The sequence below is a fragment of the Streptomyces sp. NPDC090445 genome (assembly GCF_044769385.1).
GTDB lineage: Bacteria > Actinomycetota > Actinomycetes > Streptomycetales > Streptomycetaceae > Streptomyces.
This window is the reverse complement of sequence record NZ_JBIVXV010000036.1, coordinates 1-17205: the sequence shown is the minus strand read 5'-3', so window position 1 is coordinate 17205 and position 17205 is coordinate 1. Positions and strand designations below refer to the sequence as shown.

The 17205-nt window shown below is 71.5% G+C and carries 9 protein-coding genes and 1 pseudogene; 5 read left to right on the top strand and 5 right to left on the bottom strand.

Annotated elements, in window-relative coordinates:
• Positions 1 to 34: 34 nt before the first annotated feature.
• Together treS and ACIQUT_RS36135 are read right to left on the bottom strand one after the other, a co-directional pair.
• A complete protein-coding gene (treS, locus tag ACIQUT_RS36140; protein ID WP_403569428.1) occupies positions 35 to 1729 on the bottom strand; it encodes a maltose alpha-D-glucosyltransferase in 1695 nt (564 codons plus the stop codon).
• Positions 1726 to 3720 carry a maltotransferase domain-containing protein gene (locus ACIQUT_RS36135; protein ID WP_403569427.1) on the bottom strand — a complete coding sequence of 665 codons (1995 nt, stop codon included), beginning with the start codon at positions 3718 to 3720 and terminating at the stop codon, positions 1726 to 1728. Before ACIQUT_RS36135 ends, treS begins: the two co-directional genes overlap by 4 nt.
• 1319 nt (positions 3721 to 5039) lie before the next feature.
• Here ACIQUT_RS36135 and glgP point away from each other — a divergent pair.
• Complete coding sequence (glgP, locus tag ACIQUT_RS36130; protein WP_403569426.1) at positions 5040 to 7694, top strand: alpha-glucan family phosphorylase; 2655 nt, start codon at positions 5040 to 5042, stop codon at positions 7692 to 7694.
• A gap of 388 nt (positions 7695 to 8082) precedes the next feature.
• Entirely contained in the window at positions 8083 to 8922 is an 840-nt protein-coding gene (locus ACIQUT_RS36125) for a hypothetical protein (RefSeq protein WP_403569424.1), read from the top strand.
• Positions 8923 to 9011: 89 nt separating this feature from the next.
• Here ACIQUT_RS36125 and ACIQUT_RS36120 read toward each other — a convergent pair whose 3' ends face one another.
• Positions 9012 to 11279 (bottom strand): M4 family metallopeptidase, encoded by a 2268-nt coding sequence (locus tag ACIQUT_RS36120; protein ID WP_403569422.1) that lies wholly within the window; start codon positions 11277 to 11279, stop codon positions 9012 to 9014.
• Positions 11280 to 11386: 107 nt separating this feature from the next.
• On the bottom strand, positions 11387 to 11518 hold the full coding sequence (locus ACIQUT_RS36115) for a hypothetical protein (RefSeq protein ID WP_403569420.1): 132 nt from the start codon (positions 11516 to 11518) through the stop codon (positions 11387 to 11389).
• 145 nt (positions 11519 to 11663) lie between these two features.
• On the opposite strand from ACIQUT_RS36115, the gene ACIQUT_RS36110 reads away from it, so the two are divergent.
• Positions 11664 to 13142 carry a sugar transferase gene (locus tag ACIQUT_RS36110; RefSeq protein WP_403569418.1) on the top strand — a complete coding sequence of 493 codons (1479 nt, stop codon included), beginning with the start codon at positions 11664 to 11666 and terminating at the stop codon, positions 13140 to 13142.
• Positions 13143 to 13163: 21 nt separating this feature from the next.
• Here ACIQUT_RS36110 and ACIQUT_RS36105 read toward each other — a convergent pair whose 3' ends face one another.
• Positions 13164 to 14120 (bottom strand): GDP-L-fucose synthase family protein, encoded by a 957-nt coding sequence (locus tag ACIQUT_RS36105; RefSeq protein ID WP_403569416.1) that lies wholly within the window; start codon positions 14118 to 14120, stop codon positions 13164 to 13166.
• Between the two features lie 232 nt (positions 14121 to 14352).
• Here ACIQUT_RS36105 and gmd point away from each other — a divergent pair, with 232 nt between their 5' ends.
• Both gmd and ACIQUT_RS36095 read left to right on the top strand, forming a co-directional pair.
• Positions 14353 to 15366 carry a GDP-mannose 4,6-dehydratase gene (gene gmd, locus ACIQUT_RS36100; protein WP_403569415.1) on the top strand — a complete coding sequence of 338 codons (1014 nt, stop codon included), beginning with the start codon at positions 14353 to 14355 and terminating at the stop codon, positions 15364 to 15366.
• 241 nt (positions 15367 to 15607) lie between these two features.
• Positions 15608 to 17205: pseudogene (locus ACIQUT_RS36095) on the top strand (LamG domain-containing protein); the annotation flags it as partial.

The window sequence follows — 17205 nt, the reverse complement described above, 5'->3', positions numbered from 1 at the left end:
GGAGGCCGGGCGGGCCGGACGTGCCGGGAAGGCCCTACTCGCGCCGCAGGCGGAACCAGTAGAAGCCGTGCCCGGCGAGGGTGAGCAGGTACGGCCACTCGCCGATCGGCGGGAAGCGCACGTCGCCGGTGAGTTCCACCGGCACGCGCCCGTTGAACGACTTCAGGTCGAGCTCGGTGGGCTGGGCGAAGCGCGAGAAGTTGTGCACGCACAGCACCAGGTCGTCGCCGTACTCGCGGAGGAAGGCGAGCACCGCCGGGTTGCTCGACGGCAGTTCGGTGTACGAGCCGAGGCCGAAGGCCGGGTTGGCCTTGCGGACCTCGATGAGCCGGCGGGTCCAGTACAGCAGCGAGGACGGCGAGGACATCGCGGCCTCGACGTTGGTCACCCGGTACCCGTAGACCGGGTCCATGATGACCGGCAGGTTCAGCCGGCCCGGATCGCAGGAGGAGAACCCGGCGTTGCGGTCCGGGGTCCACTGCATGGGCGTGCGCACGCCGTCCCGGTCGCCCAGCCAGATGTTGTCGCCCATCCCGATCTCGTCGCCGTAGTAGAGGACGGGGGAGCCGGGCAGGGACAGCAGCAGGGCGGTGAACAGCTCCATCTGGTTGCGGTCGTTGTCGAGGAGCGGGGCGAGCCGGCGCCGGATGCCGATGTTGGCCCGCATGCGCGGGTCCTTGGCGTACTCGGCGTACATGTAGTCGCGCTCTTCGTCCGTGACCATTTCGAGGGTGAGCTCGTCGTGGTTGCGCAGGAAGATGCCCCACTGGCAGCGCTCCGGGATCCCCGGGGTCTTGGCGAGGATCTCGGAGACCGGGTAGCGGGACTCTCTTCGCACCGCCATGAAGATGCGCGGCATCACCGGGAAATGGAACGCCATGTGGCATTCGTCCCCGCCGGCCGCGTAGTCCCCGAAGTAGTCGACGACGTCCTCGGGCCACTGGTTGGCCTCGGCGAGCAGCACCCGGTCCGGGTAGTGCGCGTCGATCTCGGCCCGGACCCGCTTGAGGAACCGGTGGGTGGCCGGGAGGTTCTCGCAGTTGGTGCCGTCCTCGGCGAACAGGTACGGCACGGCGTCGAGGCGGAAGCCGTCGATGCCGAGGTCCAGCCAGAACCGCAGCGACGACATGATCTCCTCCTGCACCGCCGGGTTCTCGTAGTTGAGGTCCGGCTGGTGCGAGAAGAAGCGGTGCCAGTAGTACTGCTTGCGGACGGGGTCGTACGTCCAGTTCGAGGTCTCGGTGTCGACGAAGATGATGCGGGCGTCCTGGTACTGCTTGTCGTTGTCGGCCCACATGTAGTAGTCGCCGTACGGCCCCTCCGGGTCCTTGCGGGACTGCTGGAACCACTCGTGCTGGTCGCTCGTGTGGTTCATGACGAAGTCGATGATCACCCGCATGCCGCGCTGGTGCGCGTTGTCCACGAACTCCACGAAGTCGGCGAGGTCGCCGAACTCGGGCAGGACGGAGGTGTAGTCGGACACGTCGTAGCCGCCGTCGCGCAGCGGCGAGGCGAAGAACGGCGGCAGCCACAGGCAGTCGACGCCGAGCCACTGGAGGTAGTCCAGCTTGGCGGTGAGCCCCTTCAGGTCACCCACCCCGTCGCCGTTGCTGTCGTGGAAGGAGCGGACGAGGACCTCGTAGAAGACGGCCCGCTTGAACCAGTCGGGGTCGCGGTCCTGGGCGGGGGTGTCCTCGAAGGTGTCGGGGACGGGATCGTTGATCATCATGTGGTGGGTGACCCTCCGGTGGGCGGGGACGGTCGCAGAGCGGTGAGAACGTGCGCGGGCGTGCGACCCGGCTCTAGGCGCACGTAGTTCGCCCTGCCCCAGTGATAGGTCTCGCCGGTGAGCTCGTCGCGCACCGCGAGGGACCCGTGCCAGTCGAGGCCGAGTACCGGCATGTCCAACGAGACCGTCGCCTCCTGGGTGTGGTGCGGATCGAGGTTGACGACCACCAGTACGGAATTGGTGCCTGCACGCTTCGAATAGGCGATCACCTGGTCGTTGTCGGTCGCGTGGAAATGGATGTCGCGCAGCTGCTGCAGCGCGGGGTTGCGGCGGCGCAGCCGGTTGAGCGTGGTGATCAGAGGGGCGATGGAGCGGCCCTCCCGCTCGGCGGCGGCCCAGTCGCGCGGGCGCAGCTCGTACTTCTCCGAGTTCAGGTACTCCTCGCTGCCCTTGCGGACCGGGGTGTTCTCGCACAGCTCGTAGCCGGCGTAGACGCCCCAGGTGGGGGAGAGGGTGGCGGCGAGCACGGCCCGCACCTCGAAGGCGGGACGGCCGCCTTCCTGCAGGTAGGCGTGGAGGATGTCCGGGGTGTTCACGAAGAAGTTCGGCCGCATCACGGAGGCGGACCGGGTGCCGGACAGCTCGGTGAGGTAGTCGGTGAGCTCCGCCTTGGTGTTGCGCCAGGTGAAGTACGTGTACGACTGCTGGAAGCCGACGGCGGCGAGGGTGCGCATCATGGCGGGGCGGGTGAAGGCCTCCGCCAGAAAGATCACATCGGGATCGGACTTGTTGATGTCCGCGATCACCTTCTGCCAGAACACGACCGGCTTGGTGTGCGGGTTGTCCACCCGGAAGATCCGGACGCCGTGGTCCATCCAGTGGCGCAGGACCCGAACCGTCTCCTCGACGATGCCGGCCATGTCGGCGTCGAAGTGGACCGGGAAGATGTCCTGGTACTTCTTCGGCGGGTTCTCGGCGTACGCGATCGTCCCGTCGGGGCGGTGGCTGAACCACTCCGGGTGCTTCTCCACCCACGGGTGGTCGGGGGAGCACTGGAGGGCGAAGTCCAGCGCGATCTCCAGGTCCAGCCCGCGGGCGCGGGCGACGAACGCGTCGAAGTCCTCCAGCGTTCCCAGGTCCGGGTGGACGGCGTCGTGGCCGCCCTCCGGGGAGCCGATGGCCCACGGCACGCCCGGGTCCCAACTCCCCGCGGACAACGTGTTGTTCGGGCCCTTGCGGAAGGTGCTCCCGATGGGGTGGATCGGCGGCAGGTAGACGACGTCGAAGCCCATCGCGGCGATGCCGGGCAGCCGCTCGGCGGCCGTCCGGAACGTGCCGCTCACCGGCTTCCCGCCCGGCTCGACCACGGCCCCCTCGGACCGCGGGAACATCTCGTACCAGGAGCCGAACAGGGCCCGCCTGCGCTCCACCAGCAGCGGCTGCGCCTTCACCGCCGTCACCAGCTCCCGGTACGGGCGCCGGGCCAGCGCGGCCTGCGCCCGGGGTTCGCGGGAGGCGGCGTACCGTTCGGCCACGGGGAGGTCCTCGTCGCGCATCGCGGCGGCGGCCGCCACCACGTCCTCGCGGCCGTCCCGCTTGAGGATCTTCGCGGCGGCCCGCTCGTAGAGCTCGGCCCCCTCCAGCAGGGTGAGCCCCGGGTCGATGCCGGCGGGGATCTTCACCGCCGCCCGGGCCCGCCAGGTGGCCAGCGGGTCGCTCCACGCCTCCACGGTGTACGTCCACCTGCCCTCGGTGTCGGCGGCCACCCGGGCGCCCCACCGGTCGGTCCCGGGCGCGAGTTCGCGCATCGGCACGGCGGGCCGCACCCGGCCCTTCGGGTCGCGGAGGAGGACGTGCGCGGCGACCGCGTCGTGGCCCTCGCGGAACACGGTGGCGGAGACCTCGAAGACCTCGTCCACCACCGCCTTGGCGGGTCTGGCCCCGCAATCGGTGGCGGGGAGGACGTCCAGCACGGGAATACGACCGATCATGATGGGATCACCTGGGGGCAGTTCGCAGGGCTCGGTGACAACGGGCCGCCGGCCGGAAGGCCGACGGGCAGTGCACGCTCTGTTGGCTCTGTTTCTAGCCGCTCGGAGGACGGCTGGGCTGCGGGCATGGCCGCTCCTGTCCGCGTTCACTCGGGTGGCGGGAGAGGGGTGGGCGAGGTGTGCCGTGCAGGTACGCGGGGAGCCCTTCCCACTCTCGCCCGGCCCAATCCGCGTGTTCGGTTAACTACTCGTACGTAGTGGCGGCGCACGGACCAAGAAGACGCCGGGCTTCCGCCGAGGCTCCGTCAAGTCCGTGTGGACTAACGGATGTACCGCCCGGCGCCCGCGTCACACCGGTCACTTGAGTGGGTCCCGCGGGGTGGGCGAACACACCGAACCGGCCCCAACCGGGCAGGAGTACGACGGCCGGAAAGGCGCACGCGGGCGATGCATTCCCGCCGTTGTGCGCAGGGCACCGCGCGCGGCGCCGAATCCGCGCCCGACCGGCCGATATGGGTGAACGGTCACGGTGTACCCAAGGTGACGACCCGGACCGGGCCGCCCTGCCCGGCGCCGCCCGCCGATGCGCCGCCGGCCTCCGACCGGACGGCCGCGACGGCTCGAACTGCCGTGATACGGGCGGCTGTTCGCGGGCCACGGGCCGCCCCGCCCCGCCTTGCCCCGCCCTGCCGGGGGCCGGTGGCGGGCGAGCAGCGCCTCCGAACGGGATTGCCCCCGCTGTCCGGCAGGCCGCGGCAGCGCCCGGGCCGCCCCCAGGGGGCTACCCGTCGCCGGTCGGCTGCGGGCCGGCCGTTCGCGCAGTTCCTCGCGCCCCTGGGCGGGAGCCCCTGCTCGCCGGGTGGCAGGGCCGGGCCCCCGAGCCCCGCCGCCTGCTACCCGCCGCCCGCGGCGCCACCGCCCCCGGAGCTGCCCCGCAGCCGTTGCCGGTCGGCTGCGGGCCGGGGGTGGTTGTTCGCGCAGTTCCCCGCGCCCCTGGGCGGGAGATCCGGCTCGGCGGTCGGCTGCGGGTCGGGGGTGGTTGTTCGCGCGGTTCCCCGCGCCCCTGGGCGGGAGATCCGGCTCGGCGGTCGGCTGTGGGGCGGGGGTGGTTGTTCGCGCGGTTCCCCGCGTCGCTGGGTGGGAGCTCCTGCCCGGCGGGTGGCAGGGGCGGGCTTCTGGGCCCCCGCCCGTCCGGTGTCCGCCGTCCCTCGCGCCGTGGCAGTGCCGGGCGGGGCGGGGATAGCCTTCCGGGGGTGTTGCGCGGTCGCACAGCGTGGTGCGGCCGCTCCGATCCGTACTTGCCTGCGAAGGTGGAACGCGTGAAGGCAATTCGTCGATTCACCGTACGCCCCGTACTCCCCGAACCGCTGCTGCCGCTCGCCGACCTCGCGCGCAACCTGCGCTGGTCGTGGCACACGGAGACCCGCGAGCTCTTCCAATCCGTCGACCCCGAGGGCTGGCAGGCCGCAGGCGGCGACCCCGTCCGCCTGCTCGGCTCCGTATCCGCCGCCCGCCTGCAGGAACTGGCGGGCGACCGGCGCTTCCTGCGCCGGCTCGCCGTCGCCGCCGCCGACCTCGACGACTACGTCAACGGCGCCAGGTGGTACCAGACCCACGGCGACGGGGCCGACCTCCCCGCCGCCATCGCCTACTTCTCGCCCGAGTTCGGGATCACCGCCGCCCTGCCCCAGTACTCCGGCGGCCTCGGCATCCTCGCCGGGGACCACCTCAAGGCCGCCAGTGACCTCGGCGTCCCCCTCATCGGGGTGGGACTGCTGTACCGGCACGGCTATTTCCGCCAGTCCCTGTCCCGGGACGGCTGGCAGCAGGAGCACTACCCCGTCCTCGACCCCAACGAGCTGCCCCTGTCCCTGCTGCGGGACGCCGAGGGGGCCCCGGCCCGCGTCACCCTCTCCCTGCCCGGCGGCCGCGCCCTGCACGCGCACATCTGGCAGGCCCGCGTCGGCCGGGTCCCGCTGCTGCTCCTCGACTCGGACGTCGAGGACAACGACTGCGGGGCCCGCGAGGTGACCGACCGGCTCTACGGCGGCGGCAGCGACCACCGGCTGCTCCAGGAGATGCTCCTCGGCATCGGCGGCGTCCGCGCGGTACGGACGTACTGCGCGCTCACCGGCCATCCCGCCCCCGAGGTGTTCCACACGAACGAGGGACACGCCGGCTTCCTCGGCCTCGAACGCATAAGGGAACTCGACGGCGAGCCGGGCTTCGGCTTCGACGCCGCCCTGGAGGCGGTCCGGGCCGGAACCGTGTTCACCACCCACACCCCCGTGCCCGCCGGCATCGACCGCTTCGACCGCGCCCTGGTCGCCCGCCACTTCGGACCCGGCGGCGAGCTGGACGGCGTACCCGTCGAGCGGATCCTGGACCTGGGCGCCGAGTCCTACCCGGGCGGCGACCCCGGAGTGTTCAACATGGCGGTGATGGGGCTGCGGCTGGCCCAGCGCGCCAACGGCGTATCCACCCTGCACGGGGCCGTCAGCCGCGGCATGTTCGCCGGGCTGTGGCCGGGCTTCGACGCGGCCGACGTGCCCATCACCTCCGTGACCAACGGGGTGCACGCCCCGACGTGGGTCGCCCCCGAGGTGGTCCGGCTCGGGGCCCGCCAGATCGGTGCCGGCCGCACCGAGGACGCCCTCTCGGTGGGCGGCTCCCAGCGCTGGGACGCCGTCGCCGACATCGCCGACCAGGACGTCTGGGACCTGCGGCGGGGCCTGCGCGAGCAGCTCGTGCTGGAGGTCCGCGAACGGCTGCGGGCGTCCTGGCGGCAGCGCGGGGCCGCCGATGCCGAACTCGGCTGGGTGGACTCCGTGCTCGACCCGGACGTCCTCACCATCGGCTTCGCCCGGCGCGTCCCCTCGTACAAGCGGCTCACCCTGATGCTGCGCGACCCCGAGCGGCTGCGCCGGCTGCTGCTGCACCCCGACCGGCCGGTGCAGATCGTCGTCGCCGGCAAGGCACACCCCGCCGACGACGGCGGCAAGCGGCTGGTGCAGGAGCTGGTCCGGTTCTCCGACGACCCGCGGGTGCGCCACCGGATCGTGTTCCTGCCCGACTACGGCATGGCCATGGCACAGAAGCTCTACCCGGGCTGCGACGTCTGGCTGAACAACCCCCTCCGCCCGCTGGAGGCGTGCGGCACCAGCGGGATGAAGGCCGCGCTCAACGGCTGCCTCAACCTGTCCGTGCGGGACGGCTGGTGGGACGAGTGGTTCGAACCCGACTTCGGCTGGGCCATCCCGACCGCCGACGGGCTCGGCACCGACGAGGAGCGGCGTGACGACCTGGAGGCGGCCGGCCTCTACGAGCTGATCGAGGAGCGGGTCGCGCCCCGCTTCTACGACCGCGCGGACCGCAGCGGACTGCCGGTGCGGTGGATCGAGATGGTCCGCCGCACCCTCGTCTCGCTGGGCCCCAAGGTCCTCGCCGGGCGCATGGTCCGCGAGTACGTGGAGCGGCTGTACACGCCGGCGGCCCGCGCCCACCGGGCCCTGGACGACGCGGCGGCCCGCGACCTCGCCTGGTGGAAGGGGCGCGTCCGGGCGGCCTGGCCCAAGGTCGCCGTCGAGCACGTGGAGGCGCTGGCCGCGGCTCCCGTGAACGGCACCGCAGAGCTGGGGTCCACCCTCACCCTGCGCGTGCTGGTCGCGCTGGACGCGCTCGCGCCCGAGGACGTGGAAGTGCATGCCGTCGCCGGCCGGGTGGACCCGCAGGACGTGATCCGCGACGGGCGGTCCTTCCCGCTCAAGCCGGCCGCCGGGCCGGACCTGGAGGGGCGCTGGGTGTACGAGGGCCCGCTCGCCCTCGACCGCACCGGGCCCTTCGGCTACACCGTGCGGATCCTCCCCTCGCACCCGATGCTGGCCTCGCCGGCCGAGCTGGGGCTGCTCGCCGCCCCCGTGGACACCGACGCGGGGGGTGAGGGCGGCCCGCAGGGCGGCGTACTGATGCGGTAGCGGGCCCCGCAGGGCCCCGCGGCAGGGGGCGGGCGGCCGGTCCACCGGTCGCCCGCCCCGCTGCGTTCCGCTGCGTTCCGCTGCGTCCCGCTGCGTCCCGCTGCGTCCCGCTGCGTTCCGCTCCGTGCCGTTCCGCCGGGCGGGGGACACGGCCGGGGCGGAGGACGGAGCGGGGGAGGAGGTGCGGAGGCGGGGCGGGGTGGTGGACGCGGCGCCCGCCGGATGGGGGTTGCGGGGCGTGCCGGGCGGGTGAACCTGCGAGCACGCCGTGCATGCCGAACCGATTCAGCAGTGGGCGGCGCTCCTACGCTGCCCGCTGGATGCCACCGGACCGGCATCCAGCCCCCACAGAACGGACTGCTTTCCCATGCGTCTTCGCACTGCTGCCGTGGCGTTCCTCGGAGCTTTTGCCCTCGCCGTGCCGTTGGCCGGGCCCTCGATGGCCGACGACTTCGACGACCGGCCCAACATCGGCCGACTGGACTACATCGTCGACGGCGAGCGCCGGCAGATCCGTCCGGCCGACAACGACACCTGCTACGAGCTGACCGGCACCTCGCGCCGCGACCCGGCCACTGCCGTCCGCAACGACACCAAGTCGCGGGCCACGCTCTTCTCGGAGGACGGCTGCAACGGCCGCTCGGAGCGGGAGCTGGAGCCGGGGGACATCGTCTATGACGTCTCGGTCCGCTCCGTGGTCTTCACGCCGGTCCACGTGGACAAGAACGACAAGCACGACCCGTTCGGCGACGTCCGCGACGACCGCGACGACCGCGACCGCTTGGACAGCGCCAGCCGCCCCGAGCACACCGTCATGGGCGCCGTGCAGCCGGTGTCCGTGCTCCCGAAGAAGGACGGTCCCGAGCCGCAGGACGGACCCGAGCCGCAGGACGGAACCGCCTCGGAGGAGCACCAGCGGCAGGAGGAGCAGCGGCAGGAGGAGCAGCGCCAGGAGCACCAGCGGCAGGAAGAGCAGCGCCAGGAGGAGCAGCGGCAGGAAGAGCAGCGCCAGGAAGAGCAGCGCCAGGAAGAGCAGCGGCAGGAAGAGCAGCCGCAGGACGAGCGGCAGCAGCGGGAGCAGCAGGAGCGGCAGGAGGAGCAGCCTCCGGCTGAGGAGCGGCAGGAGATGCCCGGGCAGCAGGAGCCGGACATGCCGCAGGACATGCCGGGTGAGCACCACGAGGGGCAGCCCGACATGTTCGACGCCATGTTCCGCAGCATCCTCTGACGACCGCATGGAACAGGGCCGTCCGGGAGGTTCTCTCCCGGACGGCCCCGTGCCGTGTCAGCCGTCGTGCCCCACTGTGCCCCGAGAGGTCAGAAGGTCAGCTTCCAGCTGTTGATGTAACCGGTGTCGAGGCTGGCGAGGTCTGCCACGCGGAGCTTCCAGACACCGTTCGCGGCCTCGGAGGAGGCGTTCACGGTGAAGCTCTGGACGATGTTGTCCGCGCTGCCGCCCGAGCGGTTGCGCAGGTTGTACACGCTGCCGTCGGGGGCGACGAGGTCGACGCGGAGGTCACCGACGTAGGTGTGGACGATGTTCACGTCCACCTTGAGGGTGCTCGGCGCGTTGCCCGTGCGGGTCACCGTGATCGGGGACTCGACGGTGGCGTTGTCCGCGATCTGGTAGTCGTTCGTGTTCTCGAAGACGTTCTGCTGGCCGGTGCCGACGGTCCAGGTGAAGGAGGCCGTGCCCGTCTTGTTGGCGGAGTCGGTCACCGTCACCGTCACGTTGGACGTGCCCGCGGTGGTCGCCGTACCGGAGATCAGACCGGTCGAGGAGTTGATCGACAGGCCGGCCGGCAGGCCGGTCGCCGCGTAGCCCAGGGCGCCCGGGGTGGTGCTGGTCGCCTGGACCTGGAGGCTGACCGCGGTGTTGACGACGGTGTTCTGGTTCGCGATCTGGGTGACCGTGACGCCGTCGTTGATGCGGGGGCCGACGTTGATGGCCGCCCACGCGTTGGCGGTGTTGTTGTACGTGGCCGAGCCGGCGCCGTAGAGGTCGGCGGCGGCCTGGAGGGTCGCCGTGCGGGCGGCCGCGTAGTTGGTGTTCGACTTGAAGTAGCCGACGGTCAGCGCGCGGAACCAGATCTTCGAGGCGGCGTCGCGGCCGATGGCCGTGACCGGGAGGCCGTCGGAGGTCGGCGAGTCGTAGCTCACGCCGTTGATGACCTTGGCGCCGGAGCCCTCGGAGGCCAGGTAGTACCAGTGGTTGGCCGGGCCCGAGGAGTAGTGGACGTCGATCGAGCCGAGGCCCGAGTACCAGGCGTCCTTGGACGAGCCGTCCTTGCTCGGCTTGTCCATGTAGCGCAGCGGGGTGCCGTCGCCGTTGATGTCGATCTTCTCGCCGACGAGGTAGTCGCCCACGTCGGTCGGGTTGTTGGCGTAGAACTCGACCGCGGCCGCCATGATGTCGGAGGTGGCCTCGTTGAGGCCGCCGGGCTCGCCGCTGTAGGTCATGTTGCCGGTGACCGAGGTCAGGCCGTGGGTCATCTCGTGCGCGGCCACGTCGGTGGAGGTGAGGGGCTTGGCGTTGCCGTCGCCGTCGCCGTACGTCATGCAGAAGCAGGAGTCGCTCCAGAACGCGTTCACGTAGTTGTTGCCGTAGTGGACGCGGGTGTACGGGGCGACGCCGTCGTTGCGCAGGCCGTTGCGGCCGTGGACGTTCTTGTAGTAGTCCCACGTGACCGCGGCGCCGTAGTGCGCGTCGGCGCCGGCCGTCTCCAGGTTGGAGGGCTGGCCGTTGCCCCAGACGTCGTCCGGTCCGGAGAAGAGGGTGCCGGTGCCGGAGGATCCCCGGTTGAGGTTGTACGTCTTGTGGCTGCCGCGGTTGGCGTCGGTCAGCGTGTAGTTGCCGCCCGACTGCGAGGTGCCGAGGTTGACCTGGCCGCTGTACATGGTGTTGCCGGTGCCGGTCTCGACGGCCTGCCACTCGGTGATCTTCGCGCCGGTCTTGGCGTTGGTGACCACGTGCAGTTCGTTGGGGGTGCCGTCGTGCTGGAGGCCGCCGATGACCGTCTCGTAGGCGAGGACGGGCGCACCCTCGGCCGCCCAGATCACCTTGCGGGCGTTCTTGGAGGGCTTGGCCTCCTTGGAGCCGGCGTCCTTCGCCGCGGAGACGGCCTGGCCCTCGGCTGCGGCCGGGGTGACCGCCGCGTCGGTGTCGGCCACCTTGATCTCGTGCTGGGTGGCCTTGGTGACGCTCTTGGTGACGCCGCCCTTGGCATGGACCGTCAGGTCGCCGCCGAGCACGGGGAGTCCGCCGTAGGTGCGCTCGTAGGTGGTGTGCGTGGTGCCGTCGGCGTCCTTGACGACATCACGGACGATCAGCTTCTCCTGGCCGCCGAGGCCGAGCGCCTTCGCCGCCTGCACGGTGGTCGAGTTGGCGTCGGCGATGAGCGTCGCACGCTCGGAGGGGCTGAGCTGGAGCGGGGAGGCCCCCGGGTTGGACTTCGCGGAGGTGCTGCCCTGGGAGGCGGTGGCCTCTGCGGACGCGGTGCCGGCCTGGATGCCGACGGCGAGCAGCGCGGCGGCGGCGACGAGTGCGCCGGCTGCGGTGACACGCCTGTGGGGGGTGGGACTCAACGCAGGACTCCTTCTGCAAGGGGGGTTCCGGACGGCTGGGTGGGCCGCCGGGCACAGCAGGTCGGTGCGATGAACGGATCGAAGAGTGCCACCTGCACGCTGTAATGTCAGGGCCGCGTCAAAAGGTTGGCCGGAAACGGTTCGTTGACCGAGGCGACGTATCCGGTATCCGAACCATTCACCTTCGCGTGCGTCCGCAACGCGCCGGAAATCCGGGACAACTGGCGTCGCTTGCTCATGCTTGGACAACAAGAGTCCCTGTTCCGGGGTTCGGTACTTGTCGTAAGAGTGTTTGTCGTACTGTTTCCCGGTGCGCCTGATGTCCGCGGCCTGGGGAAGTCGCGGACGCGCGCGAGTGTCATAGACCACGTGCCAGGGGGGCCCATGAGGCATGTCCATTTTCCTGCGCAAAGAGTGGCCGGAGCGGCGGCCGAGCTCGCTGCCGCGCCCGTGAGGCGGATCGGCGACAAAGCGCGCTGGTACCTGCCTGCCGCAGTCTCCGCCGACCTCCTCGGAGCAGGCGTGCCCGTGGGCCTCGTCTTCGACGCAGCTCAGCAGGCACGGCCGGGGTACTGCGCCGTCGGGGCCGCCCTTGCGTGGGCCGGGGTACAGGCCGTGCGCCGCCGTTACGCGGCCCGCGCGCTCGGCGAGTCCCGCGGTGTCCTGCCGGTCGTCCACGACTGGCTGATTCTCATCGGCGTCCTGGCCGTCGCCCGCGTGGTGACCGGGGAGAGCACGCCACGGCTCGCCGCGCTCGGAGCCCTGCTGCCGGCCCTCCTCATCACCGTGGCCTGCCACAAACTGACGTACCGCCACCTCTCCGCGGCCCGCCGCGAGGCACAGGCCGTCAGCAGGGTGGTGGTGATAGGAGAGCCCGCCGCCGCGGACTCCGTCATCTCGCACCTCGCCGCACGCACCGACCACCCCTACGTCGTCGTCGGCGTGGTCCCGGTCGGCAGCGGCCCGGTCGACAGCGGCGTGCCCGTCGCCGGCCGGCTCGACGCCCGGGCCTCCGAGGCGCCGGCCACCGACGCCACCGCCGTCCTCGGCGCCGTCCGCAGCCACCACGCCGACCTCGTACTCGTCGCCCCCGGGGCGCGGATCGCGGGGGAGCGGCTGCGCCGCATCGCCTGGGCCCTGCACGACGCCGGACTGGAACTGGCCGTCTTCCCCGGCCTGGTGGAGGTCTCCGTCAAGCGCCTGGAGACCCTGTCCGCGGGCGGACTCGCCGTGCTGCGCGTCGCGCCGCCCGTCAACCGGGGCGTCCAGCCCGTGCTCAAGTCCCTCCTGGACCGGGCCGGGGCCGGCCTCGGACTGCTGCTGCTCTCCCCGCTGTTCCTCGGCATCGTCCTGGCGATCCGCCTCGGCTCCCGGGGCCCGGCGTTCTACCGCCAGGAGCGCATCGGCCGCGACGGCGTCCCGTTCACCATGTGGAAGTTCCGCACCATGGTCGTGGACGCCGACCGGCTCAAGGCCGAACTGTCCGGGGCCAACGAGAACGACGGACTCATGTTCAAGATCCGGCGCGACCCCCGGGTGACCCGGGCGGGCCGGCTCCTGCGCCGCACGTCCCTGGACGAACTGCCCCAGCTGCTCAACGTGCTGACGGGGCAGATGTCGCTGGTCGGACCGCGCCCGCCGCTGCCGGAGGAGGTGGCCCGCTACGACGAGGTCGAGCTGCGCCGGCTCACCGTGCGGCCGGGCATGACCGGGCTGTGGCAGATCAGCGGCCGGTCCGACCTCTCCTGGGACGAGACGATCCAGCTCGACCTCCAGTACGTCGACAACTGGTCCTTCACCAGTGACGTCGACGTGATGGGCCGTACGCTCCGCGCCGTCGTCGACGGCCGCGGAGCGTACTGAGGAGCCGCAGTACCCGTGCGCTCAGCCCCGCGTTCCGCCCTGTTCGAGCCACCACCGGTAGGTGGCGGCGATGCCGTCCCGCAGTCCGATCTCCGGCTTCCAGCCCAGCGAGGTCAGGCGGCCCACGTCCAGGAGCTTGCGCGGGGTCCCGTCCGGCTTGGAGGTGTCCCACGCCAGCCGGCCCGTGAAGCCGGTCACGTCGGCGACCGTCTCGGCCAGTGCCCTGATGGTCAGGTCCTCACCGCAGCCGATGTTGACCGGCTCGTCCCCGTCGTAGCGCTCCAGCAGCACCGCACAGGCGGCCGCCAGATCGTCCACGTGCAGGAACTCGCGGCGCGGGGTGCCGCTGCCCCACAGGGTGACCTCCTCGCGCCCCTCGGCGGCGGCCTCGTGGAAGCGCCGGATGAGGGCGGGCAGCACGTGCGAGGACTCCAGGTCGAAGTTGTCGCCCGGGCCGTAGAGGTTCGTGGGCATCGCCGAGACGTACGAGGCCCCGTACTGCTTGCGGTACGACTGGACCTGGACGATGCCCGCGATCTTCGCGAGGGCGTACGCCTCGTTGGTCGGCTCCAGCGGGCCGGTCAGCAGCGCGTCCTCGGTGATGGGCTGCGGGGCCATCTTGGGGTAGATGCAGGACGAGCCCAGGAACAGCAGCCGGCCGACGCCGGCGGCGTGCGCGCCGCCGATGACGCTGAGCTGGATCCTGAGGTTGTCCTCCAGGAACTGCACCGGGTACGTGCTGTTGGCCATGATGCCGCCGACCTTGGCCGCGGCGAGAACCACCGCGTCGGGGCGGACGTCCTTCAGGTACGCCTCGGTCGCGGCGGCGTCGCGCAGGTCGAGGTCGGTACGGCCCCGGGTGAGCACCTCGTGCCCGTCGGCGGTCAGGCGGCGGGCGACCGCGGAGCCCACGAGGCCGCGGTGGCCCGCGACGAAGACACGGGCGTTCGGGGGCAGGAGCGGCAGCGAACTTGTCATACCGCCGATGATGCCAGTCCGCTCCCGCGGTCCGCGGTCCGCGGCGCGGTCCGCGGCGCGGTCCGCACCGGCCCCCGCCCGCCCTGAGCGCGCTGTGCGCACAACGCGCACGCCGCACACAGCCGTTGGGCCCGCCCCGTGTACGGTACGCATCCAGCCCCGGCCCGAAGCCGCAGTTCACGAGGCCCTGCCTCGGCACACCAGACCGAAACGAATCCCAGGGGGACCCCACATGGGCAAGACCGCACTGATCACCGGCGTCACCGGGCAGGACGGCTCCTACCTCTCCGAGCTTCTGCTTTCCAAGGGCTACACGGTGCACGGGCTCGTGCGGCGGTCCTCCAGCTTCAACACCGAGCGGATCGACCACGTTTACCAGGACCCGCACACCGCCGGCCGGTCCTTCTTCCTGCACCACGCCGACCTCTCCGACGGCGTCGCGCTCGTGAACCTGCTCCGGGAGATCAAGCCCGACGAGGTCTACAACCTCGGCGCCCAGTCGCACGTGCGCGTCTCCTTCGACGCCCCCCTCTACACCGGCGACGTGACCGGCCTCGGCGCGCTGCGGCTGCTGGAGGCGATCCGGGCGAGCGGCGTCGACACCCGCATATACCAGGCCTCGTCCTCGGAGATGTTCGGCGCCACCCCGCCGCCGCAGAACGAGAAGACCCCGTTCCACCCGCGCAGCCCGTACGGCGCCGCCAAGGTGTTCGCGTACTGGACCACGGTGAACTACCGCGAGGCGTACGACATGTTCGCGGTCAACGGGATCCTCTTCAACCACGAGTCCCCGCGCCGCGGCGAGACCTTCGTGACCCGCAAGATCACCCGCGCCGTCGCCCGCATCAAGGCCGGCCTGCAGGAACACCTGTACCTCGGCAACCTCGACGCCGTCCGCGACTGGGGCTACGCGCCCGAGTACGTGGAGGCCATGTGGCGGATGCTCCAGCAGGACGAGCCCACCGACTACGTCGTCGCCACCGGAGTCCCGGCCACCGTACGGCAGTTCCTGGAGTCCTCCTTCGCCCACGCGGGCCTCGACTGGAACGAGCACGTGCGCTACGACGCCAAGTACGAGCGCCCCAGCGAGGTCGACGCCCTCATCGGGGACGCCTCCAAGGCGCAGGAGCTGCTTGGCTGGAAGCCGACGGTCCTGGTGGACGAGCTGGCCCGGATCATGGTCGACGCGGACGTCCGCCAGGTCGAGGACCAACTGGCGGGAGCAACGGTCCGGATCGACCGCTGAAGCCTTATATTTCGCCTACGATTTGCCGTGTCCCGGCCATTGGCGCATTTCCTGCGCCTGCGGCCGGGGCCGGTCTTCCGTATGTCCGCTGTGCGCCCTCACCGCTGAACCCTGCGTTCCGATTCGGTATGCATACGGTCAAGTGAGGTGACCAGGCCCTCGCGCGGGTCCTAGTCTGCGTCCACACATACGGCTGTTCGGATAATTCCAGCCATTAACGGGCGATTGCCCTGGGGGGCTCATGCGTAGATCCAGAGGGCTGACTGCTGCCCTCGTCCTGTCACTGGCCGGTGCCGGAACCGGATTGGGCCTGGTGTTGATGCCCCAGGCGTCCGCCATCACGCCGCCGGTGGCCTTCACCGCCGACACCCTGCCGACCTGGCAGCCGAACGGTGTCGTCTTCGCGATGGCCCAGGCGAACGGCACCGTCTTCGCCGGCGGCACCTTCTCGGCGGTCCGCCCGCCCGCAGGCGCCTCCGGCACCGAGCAGGAGGCGGTGAACTTCGTCGCCCTCGACGCCGCGACGGGCAACCCCACCTCCTGCAAGCTGGCCTTCACCGTCAGCGAAGGCACGGCGACCGTCCGCGCCCTGGCCGTCTCCAAGGACAACAAGACCCTCTACGCAGGCGGCTACTTCGGCGCCGTCAACGGCACCCCGGTCTCCAGCCTCGCCGCCATCGACATCGAGAGCTGCAGCCCCAAGGCCTCCTTCCACCCGGGCTTCCCCGCCACCGTGCGGGCCCTCGCCGTCTCCGACGACACCCTGTACACGGCCGGCGACTTCAACACCGTCGAGGGCCAGACCCGCGAGCGGTTTGCCGCCGTCGACGCCGCCTCCGGCGCGGTCAAGCCCTTCACCGCCAACGCCGACGAGCCGGGCCGCGCCGTCGCGGTCACCCCGGACGGCAAGAACGTGCTGCTCGGCGGCGACTTCTTCACCGTCAACGGCGCCAACACGCACGCGCTGGCCGTCGTGGACGCCACCACCGGCAACGTCGCCAAGACCTACGGCACCATCCCGTCGAACTCGGTCGTCAAGTCGATCGCCACCGACGAGAACGGCTTCTACACGGCCAACGAGGGCTCCGGCGGCGGCGTCTTCGACGGCCGCATCGGCCTGCGCCTGAGCGACTTCGGCGAGAAGTGGCGCGACCGCTGCCTCGGCGCCACCCAGTGGGTGCTGCCGTACGACGGCGTGCTCTACAGCTCCTCGCACGCGCACGACTGCTCCACCGAGCTGGAGTTCCCCGACGGCAAGCGCCACCACCTCCTGGCCCAGCCGACGGACCACACCGGCACCGCCCCCGCCCCCGTGGACGGCTTCGTGCGCGGCCCCCGCAAGCTCGGCTGGTTCCCCGACACCAACGACGGCGTCGGCGAGGGCATCGGCCCGCGCGTCATGACCGTCGCGGAGAAGGGCGACACGAAGTACATGTGGGTCGGCGGTGAGTTCACCACCGTCAACGGCGCCGAGCAGGCCGGCCTGACCCGCTTCGCCTCCACCGGCGACCGCGGCGCCCCGACCACCCCGGTCGCCAGCGCCGGCAGCGTCAAGCCCGGCGAGGCCCAGGTCCGCTGGCGCACCAGCTACGACGCGGACGACAGCAAGCTGACGTACCGCATCTACCGCAACGGCTCCGGCACCCCGGTCCACACCATGACCGCCGACTCCCTGGAGTTCGAGCGGCCGCAGGCCTCCTGGACCGACACCACCGTCAAGGCCGGCCAGTCCTACACCTACCGCGTCACCGCCACCGACGCCGCCGGCAACACCAGCGCCCTGTCGGCCACCGCCTCCGTGACCGTCCCGAGCACGCCGCAGGCCTACCCGGCCCAGGT

What these genes read in the sequence shown, in the direction of transcription:
- treS (WP_403569428.1), bottom strand. Translation starts at nt 1,729, where the DNA reads ATGATGATCAACGATCCCGTCCCCGACACCTTCGAGGACACCCCCGCC.
- ACIQUT_RS36135 (WP_403569427.1), bottom strand. Translation starts at nt 3,720, where the DNA reads ATGATCGGTCGTATTCCCGTGCTGGACGTCCTCCCCGCCACCGATTGC.
- ACIQUT_RS36115 (WP_403569420.1), bottom strand. Translation starts at nt 11,518, where the DNA reads ATGAGCAAGCGACGCCAGTTGTCCCGGATTTCCGGCGCGTTGCGGACG.
- ACIQUT_RS36110 (WP_403569418.1), top strand. Translation starts at nt 11,664, where the DNA reads ATGAGGCATGTCCATTTTCCTGCGCAAAGAGTGGCCGGAGCGGCGGCC.
- ACIQUT_RS36105 (WP_403569416.1), bottom strand. Translation starts at nt 14,120, where the DNA reads ATGACAAGTTCGCTGCCGCTCCTGCCCCCGAACGCCCGTGTCTTCGTC.
- gmd (WP_403569415.1), top strand. Translation starts at nt 14,353, where the DNA reads ATGGGCAAGACCGCACTGATCACCGGCGTCACCGGGCAGGACGGCTCC.